We start from the raw sequence: 18,141 nt of genomic DNA, 5'->3' as shown, positions 1-18,141 counted from the left end.
AATCGCGTCCTCCATTGGGGCACGGCCGCCTGTTGGGCGATCGTGCTCCAGCGCCCGGCCCCTGATCTCGTCTCGTCGTCACCTGATCTCGAATTGAAAGGAAAGTCTTATCATTTTGTTTGCGTTGGCACGTCATAGTAGGGACGGCTAACGGAGTGAAAAGGGATGAAGCTGGACCTGTCGCCCACCAGCTGGGGCAGGGTGATGGCCGTCACCGCCGCCGGCACGGCATTCTTCATTGCCGTGGCGTTTTTCGTCGATTCGTTCAATTTCCCGTATCTTTCGCCCGAGTCTGTCTGGCGCGCTAAGCTGACCGACCTTCTGCTGCCCTTGGTGCTCGGCGGCTCGTTTCTGTTTTTCCTGATGTGGAAGATCCGCCAACTGGCGATAGCCCAGCGCGACCTCAGCGTCATTGCCGCGACGGACAGCCTGACGGCGGTGCTGAACCGCGGCGCCTTCTCGATGCTGGTCGAGGCCTATCTCGAACAGACCCGCAAGCAGGAAGAGACCCGTACCGGCGCGCTGCTGATCATCGATGCCGACCACTTCAAGTCGATCAACGACCGCCTCGGCCATGATTGCGGCGACCAGGCGCTCAAACTGATCGCGCAGGCGATCAAAGGCCAGCTGCGTGGCACCGATATCGTCGGCCGGATCGGCGGTGAGGAGTTCGGTGTATTCCTTCCCGGCGTCGACCCCTCGCAATCCTGGCTGGTTGCCGAAGGCATCCGCCGACGGATACGCGAAATGGACTTTTCGCCGGATGGCCGGTCCTGTCCGCTTTCCGTCAGCATCGGCGGCACCAGCTTCAGCGGGCCGACCACCTACGAGGCAATATTCTCCGCCGCCGACAGACGGCTTTATGCCGCCAAGTCGAATGGACGCGATCAGGTCAGCTTCGATCCGGCGGAAGCCGCTCTAGTGTCTCCGCTCAGCGCCCCCACCGTCCACTGAGGGCAGCCTCGCAGCCGGCTGGCACGACCGCTTCCTTGACGCATACCTGTCTGTGTGCTTCCTCCGCGCAAGTGATGTATGGAGCATCGCCAGAAACACTCCTGCTTCTTGAGTCCCTCGATCGTGCGGTTCGCGGGCACGGCACGGCCCGCGGATGCAGGGAATTGAATGGCCAAACGCCCCGGGCCGGTAAGCACCGCGATCATGATCCACTTATTCAACGGCTTTCAGAACCCGTTTGGCGGCAGTGAGCGCGAAACCCTGGAGTTGTATCGGCTGTTGAGCGCCGAACCCCAGGTGCGCCTCTGGGCGACCTCGTCGCGCGTATCCGAAGACCTGATGCAGGAATTTCCGATACGCCGCGTCTCGCCGGCAACACGCAATGTGCCGGCTGGCGGCACCTATGTCTTTCTCGGTGCGCATTGGCGCAACAAGATGTGGCCTTATCTGATCCCGCGACCGCGCCGGCTGATCTATGTCTTCAACACCTTTCATCCCAAGATCATCGCCCTGACGACCCACAGGCCGCGCCTGCTGGGTTGGCCCGGTGCCGAACTGGTGCTGATCTCCGACTTTCAGAAGCGCATGCTGCGGGTCGAGGGCGTCGTGCATCCGTCACCCATCGACATCGAGCGCTTCTCGCCACGGCAGGTAAGGCCAAACGGTCCGTTCACGGTGGGGCGACTGAGCCGCGATACGGCGGACAAGCATCATGCTGACGATGTGGCGCTCTATGAGGCATTGCTGGCCGATGGCGATGCGGTGCGGATTCAGGGCGGCATGCCGCTCAAGGACAGGCTCGCGCCGCATTCGCAACTCGAGCTCCTGCCGCAGGGTGAATTTGCCGCCGAACAGTTTTTGCCGACGCTCGACGTCTTCTATTATCGCACCGGCTCGCATGTGGAGACGTTCGGCCGTGTGGTGTTCGAGGCGATGGCCTGCGGCCTGCCGGTCGTTTGCCATTCGCATGGCGGCTACGCCGATCATATCAGGCATGGCGAAAACGGTTTCCTGTTCGAAACGACGCAACAGGCAGCACGGATCCTGGCCGAGCTTAAAGCCGACCCGGCACTGCGGTTGGCTGTGGGTCAGAAGGCGCGGCGAACCGTCGAGCAGCTGTTTTCGCCGCGGGCGGTGCAACAGCGGTTGGACTTCTATCGGCGTTAGCGGCGCCACGCCGTCCGGCTTTCCAGACACCCTCGGCCAGCAATCCACGTACCCCGTTTGGCATCGATCCCGACATCGCGCTAAAGCTGGCATCACGTGAATCGCGGGGCGGCCGGCATCGGCGCGCAGACAGATCGAGCAGGGCTTCTACCGATGACATTGACGGGCGCCGCGGCACTGCTGATCCTGATCTTGACCTATGCCGGCGTCGCAATCGGCCGGATACCTGGCTTGCGGCTCGACCGGGCAGGCATCGCGCTGCTTGGCGGCGCGGCCATGATCGCCATCGGCGCGCTCAGCATGGAGGATGCCTACCGGGCCATAAATTTCGACACCATCACGCTTCTGCTCGGCATGATGATCGTCGTGGCTCATCTGAAGGTGTCGGGTGCCTTTCGCGGTCTTGGCGCCATCGCCATCGAGCACGCGCATGCACCATTCATGCTGCTGGTGATGGTGACGCTCCTCACCGGCGTGCTGTCGGCCTTCCTGGTCAACGATGCCATCTGCCTGGTCATGGCGCCAATCGTCGTCCATGTTACACGCATCATCAACCGCAATCCGATCCCCTATCTGATCGCCACCGCCACCGCTTCGAACTGCGGCAGCGTCGCCACCATCACGGGCAATCCGCAGAACATGGTCATCGGCGCGCTGTCGGGCATTTCCTATCCGGCCTTTTCGGCGGCACTCGCGCCGGTCGCCTTGTTCGGCCTTGTCGCGGTCATCGTCATCGTGCGCATCGTCTACCGTGCCGAATTTACCCGCAACGGCGAACTGACGCCACACATCTCGCGCGGCCGCATGCATCGCGGCCAGGTGCTGAAGGCGGTGGTCGTCTGCATCGGACTGGCGATCGCCTTCTTCGCTGGTGTTCCCGTAGCCAAGGCGGCGCTCATTGGCGGCGCCATTCTGCTGCTGACCCGCGCCATCAAGCCATCGCGCATCTACCGCGAGATCGACGGACCGCTGCTGTTCATGTTCGCGGGACTGTTCGTGGTGGTTGCCGGCGCGGAAAAGACGCTGCTGACACCTGAGATGATCGCCTCGGCCAAGAACATCGGGCTCGACGATGTCTGGAGGCTTTCGGGTTTCACCGCGGTGTTGTCCAACGTCATGAGCAATGTTCCGGCCGTGCTGGCGCTCAGGCCTTTCATACCCGGCCTGGAAAACCCCGAGCGCGCCTGGCTGGTCGTGGCCATGAGCTCGACGCTCGCCGGTAACTTCACGTTGCTCGGCTCGGTCGCCAATCTGATCGTCGCCGAGCAGTCCAAGGCCGCAGGCACGCCGTTGTCTTTCGGCGCCTTCTTCAAGGTCGGCCTGCCGCTGACGTTGATTACGCTCTTGGCCGGTACGGGATGGCTGGCGTTCGGGGGGTAGCCCTAGGCCTGGCTGCCCGACATTCGCGCCCTGACAAGCGTGGCCGCGGCTCGTCCGGCTGCTTCGACGTAGTCGGGGTTGCGATGGATGAGCATGATCGAAAAGCAGCCGTCGATCAGCAGCACGATCTCGCGCGCCAGCGCCCGCGGCCCCTCGATATGGTGGCCGGACAGTTCTGCCGCCAGCCATGTCTCGAAATTGCTTTTGTGCCGCGCCCCGACCTTGACCGCCGGGTGCCCTGGCATGGAGGCAAGCTCCGCGGCGGTGCGCAGGAAGCCGCATCCCTTCCATTTCGGATGGCGCGTGGCCCGGGCCAGGTTGGCGAAGATGGCTTGGACCTTGCTGTCCACACCACCTTGTTCAGCCTCGAACCAGCCGGCCATCCGTTTCAGATTGGGCTGATCGCGGCCGTCGAGATAGGCTGCGATGAGGTCGTCCTTGCTCTTGAAGTGGTAGTAGAGCGTCCGCTTCGTGAGACCCGCTTCCTCGGCGACGGCATCGACGCTGACACGGCCGATCCCCTCCGCGTAAAACAACCTGGTTGCTGCGTCGACAATGCGCTTGCGGGTAGGACTTTGTGCTTCGGGCATGGGTTTAAGTATACCGACTAGTGAATATACACAAGGCGCGAATGGCGTAACCTTCCATCTCATCACCATGCTGGAGGAAGCCAGATGACCGATCTTGTCCTGAACGAAAACAGGGAAGGCGTTGCCGTCCTTTCCCTCAACCGCCCGGAAAAGCTGAACGCGTTGAACTATGCGCTGATCGATCGCCTGCTCGCGACACTCGATGACATTGAAGTCGACGACCGCATCCGCGCGGTCATTCTGACGGGCGCCGGCGAGCGGGCCTTCTCGGCGGGCGCCGACATAGAGGAATTCTCGGCCAGCGTGGCGCTGGGCGCCGAGACGGCGCTGCGAGACTTCGTCATGCGGGGACAGCGGCTGACGGCAAGGCTGGAAGCCTTTCGCAAGCCTGTCATCGCAGCCGTCAACGGCCTCGCCTTCGGCGGCGGCTGCGAAATCACGGAAGCCGTGCCGCTTGCAATTGCCAGCGACCGCGCGCTGTTCGCCAAGCCGGAGATCACTCTGGCAATGCCGCCGACTTTCGGCGGAACGCAGCGCCTGCCCAGGCTCGCCGGGCGCAAGCGCGCGCTCGAACTGCTTTTGACCGGCGACTGGTTCCCGCCACAGCGGGCTCTTGACCTTGGCCTCGTCAATCAGGTGGTTCCGCATGACGATCTGATGCCGGCTGCGTTCAATCTGGCCAGGCGTATCCTTCGGCACTCCGGACTGGCAGCCGCGGGCATCCTCACGGCGGTAACGCGAGGGCTCAATCTGAGCATCGCCGAAGGCTTGCTGGTCGAGGCCGAGCAGTTCGCCCGTATGGCCCCGACAGCCGATTTGCGCGAGGCGCTAGATGCCTGGATCAGCAGGCACAGGCCTGGACACGACGGGTCCTGGACGCATGTCGCGCGGCCCGAGGAGGCAAGGCGAGCCTCCGCGGCCCTGGATCACGGCGCCACCAGCAAGCGTCCTTTCATGTTGGGGTGGAAGCGGCAGAAATAGTCGACCGTTTGCGCCGTCTTCAGCGTCATGCTTGCCGACTTCTTCGGCGGGATTATCACCTCCCAGCCGCCCTTCACGGTGGCCGTGTGGGCGATCACATCCTTGTTCACCCACTCGATCGTGTCGCCGACCTTGGCATCGACGCTGGCCGGCGAAAAGACGAGCTTGTCGACGGTGACCTGGATGGTTGCCGCCGCTGCCGGCGCTGTGAATACCAACGCCAGCACGACCAGCAGCGCCAGATGATCCAAGGCGCCCGTTTTCATTTCAGCATGCCGGCGACGTGTTCGGCATGCTGCTCATGGCCCTGGAAGATCTTGAGGCCGGTCTCGAGCAGGCTCTTCAACTCGGCATTGCTGGCCGACGGTATGAGCAGGGTTTCGAGCGCGCCATTGACCTGCTTGTGATAGGCGACCTCGTTTTCGATATAAGCCTTGTCGAAGGCCGCCCCTTTCAGCTTGGCGAGCTTGGCACGTTCCTCCTTCGCCGCCTTCGTCAGCGCCTGGCTGGTAGCGTTGTCCTCGGGCTTCACCTTGAGCTTCTTGACGAGATCGAGCGCCTGCTTGTTCACCGCTTCGTGGTCGCGCTCCATGTCCTTGGCGAAATCGACGACCTCCTTGCTCTTTGACTTCTTGATCGCCTGCTTGGCCGCCTCGATGTCGAGGACGCCTGCTGTATAGGCGATATGGGCGATCTGCGGGTCGGTCGGCTTGTCGGCGGCTTGCGAGACCGGGGCAGCGCCGACGAGAAGCAGGGCGGCAAGGGCGACGGTATATCGGGTGAACATGGCATCCTCCTTGGCCCGGCCGCGCGGAGGCGCCGGGCTCGAATTTGCAGTTGACGCTCATTGGATGCGGGGCGGGGAGAAACGTTCCCGGAAAATCAGGACGGCATCATTCGAAACCCAGCCGTCCCATCACCGCCTGGGTCAGTCGCTCGCAGCGCCGACCGGCGAAGGGGAAGGCATCGAGCAGCACAGGGCCGATTTCATCGTCCAGCGCCTTGCGCAACAGGGCGCGCGCCCGGTGCAGCCTCGTCTTGACGGTCTCTGGCCGCATGCCGAGCAAATCGGCGGTTTCCTCCATGCTCAGGCCCTCGATGACGCGGGCGACGAAGACCATGCGGTAAATGTCGGGCAGGCTGTCGGTCGCCCGTTCGACAAGTGCGAGAATCTGCCGCTGCGCCATCGTCCGCTCCGGATCGTCGTTGGATTTGAGGGGAAACCTGATTATCCGCGCTTCCGGATCGGCAGGCATCTCCACCGTGCGACGTCTCTTGCGCAGGCGGCCGAGCGCTTCGTTGATGACGATGCGCGACAGCCAGGTGGCGAGCGTGGATTGGCCGCGAAACGCCGCCAGGCTGGCGAAGGCGCTGACATAGGCCTCCTGGACGACGTCCTCGGCTTCGGCGTCGTTGCGCAGAATGCCGCGCGCGATGCGGTAGAGCCGCTGGTTGTGTATCTTCATGATGGCGCGAAAAGCATCCGGGTCGCGCGCCAGCGCGCGGTGGACGAGCTGCATGTCGCCGGAAGGGCTTTCGGCAACCGCGGGCACCGTGGCGGGCATTGGCTGCTTGCTCATCGCGACCGGATCTCCTCGTGCAAATGCTGCACATTGGATGCGCCTGCCGGCAAAAGGTTCCCGGACCTGAGGGATCCGGGACCGGTATTCTAGGCTGCCACCAATCCCTTGTCTGCCCTCTGCACGCGTGCGGCCGCCGCCAAGAGGTCGGTCTGCGTGATCAGGCCGAGAATATGCCGCTCGCCGTCGACGATGACCACGGCATGGCTGCGCCCGTCGGTCAGCGCCGGAAGCAGGCTCATCGCCGGCGTCTCGGGCGAGGCGGTGCCGGCGTTTGCCATGACGCTCTTCACCGTGCCGGTGGCTTTCGTCAGCTCGCGCAGGCCAACGGCGCCAACCAGCCGGGCATCCGCGTCGACCACCGGCAAGGTGCGGATATTGTGATCGAGCAGTTGCTGGCGCGCCTCGTCGGCGGTGGCTTGCTCGGACACCGAAACCACATCGCGCGACATGATGTCCTCGCACAGCAGCGTGCGGTGCGAGCGTACCATGGCCTGCAGTTCGACTTGTCTCAGCAACCGTTCGAGGTCGTCGCGGTCGATGTCGAAGGTCTCGTCAAGTGTGGTCAGCGCCGCGTCGATATCCTCGGGCCGGAAACCGACGCGCTGCTGAGCCGGCGGATCGGCGGTGCCGTGGCTGTTGGCGGCTGGTGCCGCGACATGCGGGTAATTGCGCCGCGCCAGCTTGTGGAAAAGGAAGCCTAGCGCCACCAGGATGGTCGAATTCAAGGCCACCGGCACGAACGGGAACAGGAAGCCCGCGCTGATGACGGCCGGCCCGCCGAGCACCGCCGTCAGCGCGGCGGCGCCGCCGGGCGGATGAAGACAGCGCGTGAACGACATCGCGGCGATGGCGAGCGCCACCGCGAGCCCTGAGGCCATCACCGGATCATGGATGAAATGCGCCACGGTCACGCCGACCAGCGCCGATATGGAATTTCCGCCGATGATCGACCAGGGTTGTGCCAACGGGCTGGCCGGTACGGCGAACAGAAGCACGGCGGATGCGCCCATCGGCGCGACCAGCAGGGCCACATGCGGGCCGCCGCCCATCGCCAGCCCGCTGATCACGCCCGTCAGCGCGATGCCGATCGTGGCGCCGATACACGCCAGGATGCGTTCGCGCAGCGTGGCGCCGGCGAGGATGGGGACAAAAAGACGAAAGGCCATTGGAAAACTTTGCGAGGACTGAATCTGTCGAGGATGCGTGCGGCACGCAATGCAGCCGAATTCGCCGATTTGAAAGTCAAACAAATCCGTAAAGTCATGACGTAGGAGAATAATATTGCGCACCGATCTTCGCCGGAGTGCTGGCAGCGCCTCGCGCTTTGTCATCAGCGTCAAGGGCTTGCGGCCCTTTGCTGACTCTGTTTGAGGTCAGCCTGCGCGCGCCGCTGCCGCAAGCCCGCCCCGGATGTCGGTTTTCAAGTCGTCGACATCCTCGAGGCCGATCTGCAGTCGTATCAGCGGACCTTCATAAGTGCCTTTCGCAACGACGCGGTCGCCAAGCCAGACCGGCACCGCGAGGCTCTCATAGCCTCCCCAGGAGTAGCCGAGACCGAAGATCCGCAGTGCGTCGAGGAAAGCGTGCTGCTCCTGCTGGCCACCACCGGCCAGCACGATCGAAAAGATGCCGCTCGAACCGCGGAAGTCGCGCTTCCAAAGGTCGTGGTCCGGATGGCTGGGAAGGGCAGGGTGGAGCACGCGCGCCACGCCTTTTTCGCCTTCGAGCCACGAGGCGATGGCAAGTGCGCTGCGCTGGTGACGGTCCAGCCGCACACCCATCGTGCGCAGGCCGCGCAGCACCTGGTAGACGTCGTCGGGTCCAGCACAGCAGCCAAGCGTGCAAAAGCTCTCGTAGAGTTGCGTCCAGCAGGCCTCATTGGCTGAGACAGTGCCGAGCAGCACGTCGGAATGGCCCGCCGGATATTTCGTCGCCGCATGGATCGAGATGTCGACGCCATGGTCGAGTGGCCGGAAATAGAGCGGCGTCGCCCATGTGTTGTCCATCATCACGATGGCGCCGGCCGCGTGCGCCGCCTTGGCGATCGCCGGGACGTCCTGCACCTCGAACGTGTTGGAGGCCGGCGATTCGGTGAACACCACTCTGGTGTTCGGCTTGATCAACGCCGCGATGCCCGCGCCGATATTGGGAGCATAATATTCGACCTCAACGCCGAGCCGCTTCAGCATCGTGTCGGCGAAGTTTCTCGTGGGATGATAGACGGAATCGACGATCAGCAGATGGTCGCCCGCCGATACGAAGGCGAGCAGCGGCACGGTCACCGCCGCCAGGCCCGACGGCACCGCGATCGTGCCGGCCGAGCCTTCCAGCGCGTCAATGGCATGCGCAAGAGCGTCCGTCGTCGGTGTGCCGCGCGTGCCGTAAGTGTACTTCTGGCTGCGCGCGGCCATCGCGGCGGCATTTGGGAACAGCACGGTCGAGGCATGCACGACCGGCGGGTTGACGAAGCCGAAATAGTCATGCGGTTTGTTGCCCGAATGGGCGAGCCGCGTGTTGATGCCCATCGTGCCGGAACCCTGCTCGCTGCCGTCTTTCGCCATTCTTGGTCGCCTTGTTTGACAAGGCGCTAGCCATAATGCGGCGTGGTGGACCGTGCAACAGCCCACCGTTCGCCAGGAATGGACTTCGAATATGCCAATTCCTGGTCCGGAAGACCGCCCGCGATTTGATCCTGAATCGGACCAACCACGCGCGGCAGTGTCCTGTCGGAAGCTCGGTCGTCAGCTGGTGAACCTATTGTAGCCGGCTGCGAAAGGTATATGATAAATTTCTAATGTTAATCGCCGGATGCTTCGATCAGATGCTGCCGGATGGTTCTTGCCGGCTATCTCCTGATCCCGATCCGGGTATCCCGCTTAGCGAGCGGAAAGGGGAGGAATGTCATGCCTGACGTCAAATGGACGATGAAGGCGCGCGAATTCATCAACTGCAATTGCGCCTATGGCTGCCCGTGCCAGTTCAATGCCATGCCGACATACGGATTCTGCCAAGCCGTCGCCGGCATGGAGATTGAGACCGGGCACCACGGCGACACCAAGCTCGACGGGCTGCGCTTCGTCGGCATCTTCAGCTGGCCCGGCGCGATACACCAGGGCAGGGGCGAGGCCGCGGTGGTTATCGACGAGAGAGCCAGCGAAGCCCAGCGCGAAGCCCTGCTCCGCATACTGGGCGGTCAGGACACCGAACCAGGCGCGACAATATTCCAGGTCTTTTCGACCACCTTGGAGAAGTTCCACGATCCGATTTTCGCCGCGATCGATTTCGAGGTCGACGTCGATGGGCGAACCGGCCGGCTGCACGTCAAGGGCGTAACCGACGGCCGTGGTGAGCCGATCAAGAACCCGGTCACCGGCGCCGAGCACCGGGCGCGCATCGACCTGCCGCACGGCTTCGAATACGCCATCGCCGAGGTCGGGCGCGGCTGGACCAAGACGACGAGCCCGATCAAGTTCGAGGTGGCGGACACGCATAGCCATTTCGCCAACCTGCATCTCACGCAGAGCGGCATCGTGCATTGATCTGATCCAATGGGCGACACGGCTCTCGAGGCGGTGCTGCGGCGCGACCGCGCGGTCGTGACGGCCGCGCTCGCCGTCATTGCCGTGTTCGCCTGGGCTTATGTTCTTTGGCTGGCCGCCGACATGGCCATGCCTGGCAGCCCGGTGTCGGGCGGCGAGGCAGGCGACATGGCCGGGATGGACATGGCGAGCATGAACATGGGCGGCATGGCTATGGGCGCCGCCGTGGCGCCGGGCTTCCGGCCCTGGGCATCGGCCGATTTCGTTTTCATCTTCACGATGTGGGTTGTGATGATGGTCGGCATGATGACGCCGTCGGTCGCGCCGATGTTGCTGCTCTATGCCGGCGTCGGCCGCAAGGCGCTGGCGGACAGCCGGCCTATCGCTTCGACGGCATGGTTTTTTACCGGCTATCTCGTCGTCTGGGTCGTCTTCAGCATCGTGGCGACGGGTGCGCAATGGCTGCTCACTCGTTTCGCCTTGCTTGATCCCGCGATGGCGGCGCACAGCGCGGTGCTCGGCGGTGTCATTCTGATCGCCGCCGGCCTCTACCAATGGACACCGATCAAGGGCGTCTGCCTGCGCCAATGCCAGGCGCCGATCGCGTTCCTGGCCAGCCATGGCGGGTTCCGCACCACCGCGCTCGGCGCGCTTCGGCTTGGCATGGATCACGGCGCCTATTGTCTCGGCTGCTGCTGGGCACTGATGGCCCTGCTGTTCGTCGGTGGTGTCATGAACGTGCTGTGGATCGCCGGCATCGCCATCCTTGTTCTCCTGGAGAAGGTGGTCCCGGCCGGGCAATTGATCCCGCGCATCTCCGGTGCATTGATGGTCGCCGTCGGCCTCTGGCTGGGCCTTTCCGCGCTTTGAGACCGCGCGCCGATTTTGTCCACAAGCAATATCGACCGCCAATCATGGGTAATCGTCGGCCGAAGGTATTCCGTAACGTCAATGCATTTCGTGCCCGGGGGCAGTAACGCCGAGCTATTGCCCGGAACGGATTTTACAGCGCCGGCTCACATCTGCGTCAAATGAGCCTTGCCGATTCAGGTCGCGCTTCTGACGAGATCGCGTGCACGTTTGTCTGCAATTCAGGCATTTCAGGCAATCGATTTTCAAACCCGGTCGGATTCGGTCATTTTCCTTGACCTCACGGGAATTATCGCCTTCGATGCTGTTCGTGAATGGGAGGCGGCGCGTCGGTTTGCGATGCGGGGTTTCGGGAATGGGCCGGGATGGGAGCTGCGTTCACAAGGGAAAAAAATCAGGGTTTGCCTGAAAAAACAGAAAAGGGTCTGTGGGTTATGAAACACATTGCTATCGGCATTCTTGGCGCCGCCACGCTCGGACTGATGGCGTCGGCCGCGTCGGCCGGCACGCTCGACACCGTCAAGGCGAAGGGCTTCATCCAGTGCGGCGTCTCGACCGGTCTGGCCGGCTTCTCCGCGCCGGACGACAAGGGCGACTGGCAAGGCATCGACGCTGATTTCTGTCGCGCGGTTGCCGCCGCCGTTTTCGGTGATGGCACCAAGGTCAAGTTCACGCCGCTCAGCGCCAAGGAACGCTTCACCGCGCTGCAGTCCGGCGAGGTCGACATCCTCTCGCGCAACACCACCTGGACGATCAACCGCGATACCGCGCTCGGCCTGAATTTCATCGGCACGACCTACTATGACGGCCAGGGCTTCATGATCAACGCCAAGAAGCTGCCGGGCGTCAATTCGGCGCTGCAGCTTTCGGGCGCCGCCGTCTGCGTGCAGAGCGGCACGACCACCGAGCTCAACCTCGCCGACTACTTCAAGGCGAACAAGATGGAGTACAATCCCGTCGTCTTCGAGAAGCTCGAAGAGGTCAATGCCGCTTATGATGCCGGCCGTTGCGACGTCTACACAACCGACCAGTCGGGCCTTTACGGCATTCGCTTGACGCTCGGCTCGCCGGCCGATCACGTCGTGCTGCCCGAGATCATCTCGAAAGAGCCGCTCGGACCTGCCGTTCGCCAGGGCGACGACCAGTGGTACCACATCGTCAAGTGGACCTATTTCGCTCTGCTCGACGCCGAGGAGCTCGGCATCACCAAGGCCAATGTCGACGAGATGAAAAACTCCGCCAGCCCGGAGATCAAGCGTGTGCTCGGCCAGGAAGCAGACACCAAGATCGGCACCGACCTCGGCGTCTCCAACGACTGGGTCGTCAACATCGTCAAGGCCACCGGCAATTACGGCGAAATGTTCGACCGCAATGTCGGCTCCGGCAGCCCGCTCAAGATTGCGCGTGGCATCAATGCGCTATGGACCAAGGGCGGCCTGCAATACGCGCCGCCGATCCGCTGATCGAAATGTGATCCGGAAGGCAGGCTCCTGCCTTCCGGTTTCTCTTTCACAGGGGACGTGACATGGCATCGCAGGAAATCCTACGCGAGGAGCCGAGCCGCGGCTCCTTCGTCAATGACCCGAGAATTCGCAGTCTCTTCTTTCAGACGCTGGTCGTCATCGTTCTGTTCGGCTCCATCTGGTGGATCGTGCAGAACGTCATCGACAATCTGCAGCGCCTGCACATCGCCTCCGGCTTCGGCTTCCTCAAGGGGCGCGCCGGCTTCGATATCTCGGACACGCCGATCGCCTATACGTCGGACTCGACCTATGGCCGCGCCATCGTCGTCGGCCTGATCAACACCATCATCGTTGCCGTCGCCGGCATCATCACCGCCACCATCATCGGCTTCGTCATCGGCATCGGCCGCCTGTCGCAGAACTGGCTGATCCAGAAGATCTGCACGGTCTATGTCGAGATCTTCCGCAACATCCCACCGCTGCTGGTCATCTTCTTCTGGTATTCCGGCGTGCTCGCCGTGCTGCCGGCGCCGCGCGATTCCTATCATCTGCCCTTCGGCTCGTTCCTCAACCAGCGCGGCTTCTATTTTCCGCGCCCGGTCTGGGGCGACGGCTCCTGGCTGATCCTGGTCGCCCTTGTCGTGGGCATCGCAATGTCATGGTTCGTCGCCCGCAGGGCGCGTCAGCGGCAGATGGCGACGGGCCAGCAATTTCCGGTGTTCTGGACCTCCGCCGCGCTGATCATCGGCCTGCCGCTGCTGGCTTACGTGCTGAGCGGCTTTCCGCTGAGCTTTGACTTGCCCAAACAATCGACCTTCAACCTGACCGGCGGCTTCCAGGTCAAACCGGAGTTCCTTTCGCTCTATCTGGCGCTGTCCTGCTACACGGCGGCCTTCATCGCCGAAATCGTGCGCGCCGGCATCAGGGGTGTCAGCAAGGGCCAGACCGAGGCGGCGGCCGCACTTGGGCTGCGATCCGGTTCGATCCTGCGGCTGGTCGTGGTGCCGCAGGCCATGCGCATCGTCATCCCGCCGCTGACCAGCCAGTATCTCAACCTGACCAAGAACTCCTCGCTGGCGATCGCCATTGGTTATCCCGACCTGACGGCAACGGCCGGCACGGTTCTGAACCAGACCGGACAAGCGGTCGAGGGCGTGCTGATCATGATGATCGCCTATCTCATACTCAGCCTGGTGACCTCGGCCGTGATGAACGTGGTCAACGCCAGGATGGCACTGGTGGAGAGGTAGGACCATGCAGGAACACGATTTGTCCTGGGTGCGCACCGAAATGGCGCTGGCGCAGCCCGCGCCGGCGAGCGTCAGCGGCCCCGTCGCGTGGGTGCGCAAGAACCTGATCGGCTCGGTCGGCGACACCATCCTCACCATCCTCGGCATCGTCATCGTCGCCTGGGTTCTGCCGCAGGTCATCAACTGGGCGTTCATTAACGCACAGTGGACGGGACCGGACCGCACGGTCTGCGCCACCGTCGCGCAAGGCGGCATTCAGCCCGATGGCTGGAGCGGAGCCTGCTGGGCTTTCGTCAACGCCAAGTTCGGCCAGTTCATGTTCGGCACCTATCCGGTCGAGGAGCGCTGGCGGCCGATCCTGGTCGCCATCCTGTTCGTGGCGCTGCTGGTGCCGATGCTGATGCCGCGTGTGCCGCGCAAGGGGTTGAACGCGATCCTGCTTTTCCTGGTGCTGCCGATCGTTTCCTTCTTCCTGCTGGTCGGCGGCGTATTCGGCCTGCCGCATGTCGAAACCTCGCGCTGGGGCGGGCTGCTGATCACGCTGAGCCTGTCCTTCGTCGGCATCGCCGTATCGCTGCCGCTGGGCACCGTGCTGGCGCTCGGGCGGCGCTCGAAGATGCCGATCATCAAGATGCTGTGCATTATCTTCATCGAAGCCGTGCGCGGCATACCGCTGATCACCGTCCTGTTTTTCGTCAGCGTCATGCTGCCGCTGTTCCTGCCGGCCGGCGTCACTTTCGACAAGTATCTGAGGGCGCTGATCGGCGTGTCGCTGTTTGCGGCGGCTTATATGGCCGAAGTGGTGCGCGGCGGCCTGCAGGCGATCCCCAAGGGCCAGTATGAAGGCGCCGATTCGCTCGGCCTCGGCTACTGGCAGAAGATGAGCTTGATCGTGTTGCCGCAGGCGCTGAAGCTGGTCATACCCGGCATCGTCAACACCTTCATCGGCATGTTCAAGGACACCAGCCTGGTCCTCATCATTTCGATGTTCGACCTGCTCGGCATCGTCAAGCAGAACTTCTCCGACGCCAACTGGGCCACGGCGCAGACCGCGAAATCCGGTCTTGTGTTCGCCGCCTTCGTCTTCTGGCTGTTCTGCTTCGGCATGTCGCGCTATTCAATGTACACGGAACGCCGGCTCGACACCGGCTACAAACGCTAAACAAAAGAACAAGGGGACCCCAGCCATGGCCACCGAAAATGCCGTCAGCGCGGAAGAGATCAAGGTCAACGCCGCCAAGATGCATATCTCCACCACCGATGTCGCCATCGACATCATCGCCATGCATAAATGGTACGGCGAGTTCCATGTGCTGAAGGACATCAACCTCAAGGTGATGCGCGGCGAGCGCATCGTCATTTGCGGACCGTCCGGGTCGGGCAAGTCGACCATGATCCGCTGCATCAACCGGCTGGAAGAGCACCAGAAGGGCAAGATCATCGTCGACGGCAAGGAACTCACCAACGATCTGAAGAAGATCGACGAGGTGCGCCGCGAGGTCGGCATGGTGTTCCAGCACTTCAACCTGTTCCCGCATCTGACCATCCTCGAGAATTGCACGCTGGCGCCGATCTGGGTGCGCAAGACGCCGAAGAAGCAGGCCGAGGAAATCGCCATGCATTTCCTCAAGCGCGTGAAGATCCCCGAGCAGGCCAACAAATATCCGGGCCAGCTTTCCGGCGGCCAGCAGCAGCGCGTGGCGATCGCCCGCTCGCTGTGCATGAACCCGCGCATCATGCTGTTCGACGAGCCGACTTCGGCGCTCGACCCGGAAATGATCAAGGAAGTGCTGGAGACGATGGTGGGGCTGGCCGAGGAAGGCATGACCATGCTGTGCGTCACCCACGAGATGGGCTTTGCGCGGAAAGTCGCCAACCGGGTGATCTTCATGGATCAGGGCCAGATCGTCGAGCAGAACACGCCGGCCGAGTTCTTCGACCATCCGCGCCACGAACGCACGAAGCTGTTCCTGTCGCAGATCCTGCACTGAGCGGACTACGCCAACTCGAGAAAGCCCGGTCGCGCCACGGCCGGGCGTTTTTGCCTCTGGCCGATCCGATAAATGATCTTCTCCATAGAGCCGCGAATGGAATCGCGAAGCCGCACCTATGAGAAAACTCCTGCGTTTCCTGGCCATTCTGGTTGCAGCACTGGTGCTCGCCGTGTCGCTCGGCACGCTGGTGCCGCGGCCGCTCTGGCCGGCAGCCGCAGCGGGCGAGGGCGTCAGGCACATATTGGTGCTGAAAAATCCGATCCACACCGACATCGCCATTCCCGTGGACGACGAGGTGCGCCGGCGCTTTCGTTTCCTTGCCGATGCCGGCCTGCCATCGGACGCGCCCGAAGTGCGCTACCTCGTCTTCGGCTGGGGTGGGCGCGCCTTCTACCTGGAAACGCCGACATGGTCGCAATTGAAGGCGCTGCCCGCGTTCAAGGCTTTGACGCTCGATGCGTCGGTGATGCATGTCGCCGTCGCCGGCAATATTCCCGAGCCGCACCCCGATGTCGCCGGCTTCGACGTGAGCGAAGACCGTTTTGCCGCATTGCTCGATTTCATCGAAGCGAGCTTTCAAGAGGGGCCGAACGGTCCGATCATCATCGACAATGCCGCCTACTCCAATTTCGATCGCTTCTTTGAGGCGAATGGCCGTTTCAACGCGCTGATCGGTTGCAACACCTGGACGGCGGCGGCACTGCGCACCGCCGGCCTGCGCACCGGCTGGTGGAACCCGCTGCCGGTTTCGCTTGGGCTGTCGATGCGGCTGTATAATTAGCTTTGCCGCGGGCTCCTTTCAGCGACGGATGATCCGCTGCTGCTCCCACCCGTAAAGCCAGTCCAGATCGGCTGCGAGCTTCTCTCCCGGTCGCGCCGCCAGAAACAGATTGCGGGCCAACGCCACCGGGCCTCGGGCATGCCAGGCAAGCCGGTTGAGCGCGCCGCGACGGATGACCTTGGCGATGCGCGACCGCCGCAGGTTCTCCCAGATGACAAGGCTTTGCGTCAGGTCGCCGAAGAAGTCGGCGATCAAATCGGCAAGCGTCGCCGCGTCCTCGATCGCCATGGCCGCGCCCTGAGCCGCGAACGGCGTCATGGCATGCGCGGCGTCGCCGATCAGCGCGATGCCTTCGGGCATGGTCCAGCGTCGCTGTTCGACCGTGTGGATAGGAAAGGCGGTCCACGGGCCAGCGAGTTCCACCAAACGCGCCAGCGCCGGCGCGGAGCGGCGCATGGCGCCTGAAAGGATGGCGGGATCGGCGTGGCGTGACCACCCGTCGGCGATGCGCTCGCCCCGGGTGAAGGCGGCAAGGTTGAAGGCGCTACCCCTGCTGACGGGGTAGGCGACCATGTGGAATCCGGGGTGCAGGAAGGTTGTGACGCAGTCAGTGGCGCCGATCGCGGCGAAGGCTTGCCCCGCCTCGTTGTCCGCGCTCACCGTCGCCCGCCAGGCCAGTTCGCCGGAGAAATGGCTGTTCGCGAAGCCGGCTCCGCTGCCTGGACGGGCAAACCTCCGCACCGCTGACCAGACGCCATCGGCGCCGACCAGCAGAGATCCTTGGGTATCGATGACCTTGCGGCCGACCCCGTCTGTCGTGGTGATAACGAATGAACCGGAGGCCACGCTGCTGATCTGCGCGCCGGTGGTGAGATGGATGTCGGGCAGTTGCGCAACGCGCGCCATCAGGGCGTCTTGCAGATCCGCCCGGTGCGCCACGAGATAGGGTGCGCCCCAGCGTTCCTCGCCGGCTGTGCCAAGCGGCACGCGTGCCAGTTGGCGCAGGCTCGCGGCGTCCTTCAGCACCACGGCTTCCGGCTGGACGGCATTGGCAAGAAGCGTGTCGAGCACGCCAAGCTGGCGAAGGATGCGCGTCGCGTTAGGAGAGAGCTGGATGCCGGCGCCCGCCGCTTCGAGACGCTGCGCCTGTTCGAACACCCTCACGGAATAGCCGCGTTCGGCAAAGGCAATCGCCGCTGTCAGCCCGGCGATGCCAGCCCCGGCGATCATGACCTGCCGGGACCGCGTCTCGCTCATGATCGGAAGGTCAGGCGGCCTGGTCGATGTAGAGGCAGCCCGCCGGCAGCGTTTCGGTCGCCTTCAGCTTCGGCGAATAGCGATAGAGGGTCGAGCAGTAGGGGCAGACTTTCTCATTGTCGTCGCCCATGTCTAGAAAAACATGCGGATGGTCGAAAGGCGGGTTGGCGCCCGTGCACATGAATTCCTTGACTCCGATGTCGATCGCCGGGTGGCCCGCATCGTTCTGGAAATGGGGAATGGAACCGCCTGCCATCGTCGTCTCCTTAACGCAGTCTCTCTGCATCTGGATCATATCAAGTCTGTTTGCAAGTTCGATGAAATCAAACTGT

19 protein-coding genes are annotated in these 18,141 nt (G+C 63.2%); 11 read left to right on the top strand and 8 right to left on the bottom strand.

Features of this window, described 5'->3' with window-relative positions; genetic code table 11:
- Positions 1 to 165 precede the first annotated feature (165 nt).
- The 3 genes from LB524_RS09375 (at position 166) to LB524_RS09365 (ending at position 3,501) form a co-directional block, all read left to right on the top strand.
- Positions 166 to 954 carry a GGDEF domain-containing protein gene (locus LB524_RS09375; RefSeq protein ID WP_224525533.1) on the top strand — a complete coding sequence of 263 codons (789 nt, stop codon included), beginning with the start codon at positions 166 to 168 and terminating at the stop codon, positions 952 to 954.
- 168 nt (positions 955 to 1,122) lie between these two features.
- Positions 1,123 to 2,121 carry a glycosyltransferase family 4 protein gene (locus tag LB524_RS09370; protein WP_224525529.1) on the top strand — a complete coding sequence of 333 codons (999 nt, stop codon included), beginning with the start codon at positions 1,123 to 1,125 and terminating at the stop codon, positions 2,119 to 2,121.
- Between the two features lie 153 nt (positions 2,122 to 2,274).
- A complete protein-coding gene (locus tag LB524_RS09365; RefSeq protein WP_015318424.1) occupies positions 2,275 to 3,501 on the top strand; it encodes an anion transporter in 1,227 nt (408 codons plus the stop codon).
- Positions 3,502 to 3,503: 2 nt separating this feature from the next.
- Here the strand turns inward: LB524_RS09365 and LB524_RS09360 are convergent, their stop codons facing one another.
- Positions 3,504 to 4,091, bottom strand: coding sequence for a TetR/AcrR family transcriptional regulator (locus LB524_RS09360; RefSeq protein WP_015318423.1), 588 nt, complete (start codon positions 4,089 to 4,091; stop codon positions 3,504 to 3,506).
- An 84-nt stretch (positions 4,092 to 4,175) separates the two neighbouring features.
- On the opposite strand from LB524_RS09360, the gene LB524_RS09355 reads away from it, so the two are divergent.
- Positions 4,176 to 5,072 (top strand): crotonase/enoyl-CoA hydratase family protein, encoded by an 897-nt coding sequence (locus LB524_RS09355; protein WP_224525526.1) that lies wholly within the window; start codon positions 4,176 to 4,178, stop codon positions 5,070 to 5,072.
- Here LB524_RS09355 and LB524_RS09350 read toward each other — a convergent pair.
- From LB524_RS09350 to LB524_RS09330, 5 genes are all read right to left on the bottom strand, one after another.
- Complete coding sequence (locus LB524_RS09350) at positions 5,018 to 5,338, bottom strand: cupredoxin family copper-binding protein (RefSeq protein WP_181171288.1); 321 nt, start codon at positions 5,336 to 5,338, stop codon at positions 5,018 to 5,020. The genes LB524_RS09355 and LB524_RS09350 overlap by 55 nt on opposite strands.
- On the bottom strand, positions 5,335 to 5,859 hold the full coding sequence (locus tag LB524_RS09345; protein ID WP_015318420.1) for a DUF4142 domain-containing protein: 525 nt from the start codon (positions 5,857 to 5,859) through the stop codon (positions 5,335 to 5,337). The genes LB524_RS09350 and LB524_RS09345 overlap by 4 nt, the downstream gene beginning before the upstream one ends.
- 106 nt (positions 5,860 to 5,965) lie before the next feature.
- Complete coding sequence (locus LB524_RS09340) at positions 5,966 to 6,652, bottom strand: RNA polymerase sigma factor (RefSeq protein ID WP_224525523.1); 687 nt, start codon at positions 6,650 to 6,652, stop codon at positions 5,966 to 5,968.
- An 89-nt stretch (positions 6,653 to 6,741) separates the two neighbouring features.
- Positions 6,742 to 7,821 (bottom strand): HPP family protein, encoded by a 1,080-nt coding sequence (locus LB524_RS09335; protein ID WP_224525521.1) that lies wholly within the window; start codon positions 7,819 to 7,821, stop codon positions 6,742 to 6,744.
- A 207-nt stretch (positions 7,822 to 8,028) separates the two neighbouring features.
- Positions 8,029 to 9,216, bottom strand: a complete 1,188-nt coding sequence (locus LB524_RS09330) for a cystathionine beta-lyase (RefSeq protein ID WP_224525518.1) — start codon at positions 9,214 to 9,216, stop codon at positions 8,029 to 8,031.
- Between the two features lie 342 nt (positions 9,217 to 9,558).
- On the opposite strand from LB524_RS09330, the gene LB524_RS09325 reads away from it, so the two are divergent.
- The 7 genes from LB524_RS09325 (at position 9,559) to LB524_RS09295 (ending at position 16,552) form a co-directional block, all read left to right on the top strand.
- A complete protein-coding gene (locus LB524_RS09325; protein WP_023773469.1) occupies positions 9,559 to 10,194 on the top strand; it encodes a DUF1326 domain-containing protein in 636 nt (211 codons plus the stop codon).
- Positions 10,195 to 10,203: 9 nt separating this feature from the next.
- Positions 10,204 to 11,064, top strand: a complete 861-nt coding sequence (locus tag LB524_RS09320; RefSeq protein WP_224525515.1) for a DUF2182 domain-containing protein — start codon at positions 10,204 to 10,206, stop codon at positions 11,062 to 11,064.
- A gap of 434 nt (positions 11,065 to 11,498) precedes the next feature.
- The gene (locus LB524_RS09315; protein WP_015318414.1) at positions 11,499 to 12,527 is read left to right on the top strand and encodes an amino acid ABC transporter substrate-binding protein; all 1,029 of its coding nucleotides are present in this window, start codon (positions 11,499 to 11,501) and stop codon (positions 12,525 to 12,527) included.
- 62 nt (positions 12,528 to 12,589) lie between these two features.
- Positions 12,590 to 13,777: an amino acid ABC transporter permease gene (locus LB524_RS09310; RefSeq protein ID WP_140726254.1), complete on the top strand. Its 1,188-nt coding sequence runs from the start codon at positions 12,590 to 12,592 to the stop codon at positions 13,775 to 13,777.
- 4 nt (positions 13,778 to 13,781) lie between these two features.
- Positions 13,782 to 14,939, top strand: a complete 1,158-nt coding sequence (locus tag LB524_RS09305; protein ID WP_140824685.1) for an amino acid ABC transporter permease — start codon at positions 13,782 to 13,784, stop codon at positions 14,937 to 14,939.
- 79 nt (positions 14,940 to 15,018) lie between these two features.
- The gene (locus LB524_RS09300; protein ID WP_031240865.1) at positions 15,019 to 15,768 is read left to right on the top strand and encodes an amino acid ABC transporter ATP-binding protein; all 750 of its coding nucleotides are present in this window, start codon (positions 15,019 to 15,021) and stop codon (positions 15,766 to 15,768) included.
- Positions 15,769 to 15,886: 118 nt separating this feature from the next.
- Positions 15,887 to 16,552 carry a TIGR02117 family protein gene (locus LB524_RS09295; protein WP_224525513.1) on the top strand — a complete coding sequence of 222 codons (666 nt, stop codon included), beginning with the start codon at positions 15,887 to 15,889 and terminating at the stop codon, positions 16,550 to 16,552.
- Positions 16,553 to 16,570: 18 nt separating this feature from the next.
- Here LB524_RS09295 and LB524_RS09290 read toward each other — a convergent pair whose 3' ends face one another.
- Positions 16,571 to 17,809 carry an FAD-dependent monooxygenase gene (locus tag LB524_RS09290; protein ID WP_140664771.1) on the bottom strand — a complete coding sequence of 413 codons (1,239 nt, stop codon included), beginning with the start codon at positions 17,807 to 17,809 and terminating at the stop codon, positions 16,571 to 16,573.
- 10 nt (positions 17,810 to 17,819) lie between these two features.
- Entirely contained in the window at positions 17,820 to 18,065 is a 246-nt protein-coding gene (locus tag LB524_RS09285) for a zinc-finger domain-containing protein (RefSeq protein ID WP_015318409.1), read from the bottom strand.
- Positions 18,066 to 18,141: the final 76 nt, after the last annotated feature.

This window comes from Mesorhizobium sp. ESP6-5 (assembly GCF_020164695.1).
Classification (GTDB): Bacteria; Pseudomonadota; Alphaproteobacteria; order Rhizobiales; family Rhizobiaceae; genus Mesorhizobium; species Mesorhizobium australicum.
The sequence above is the reverse complement of the archived record's forward strand: the minus strand, read 5'-3'. Positions and strand labels throughout refer to the sequence as shown.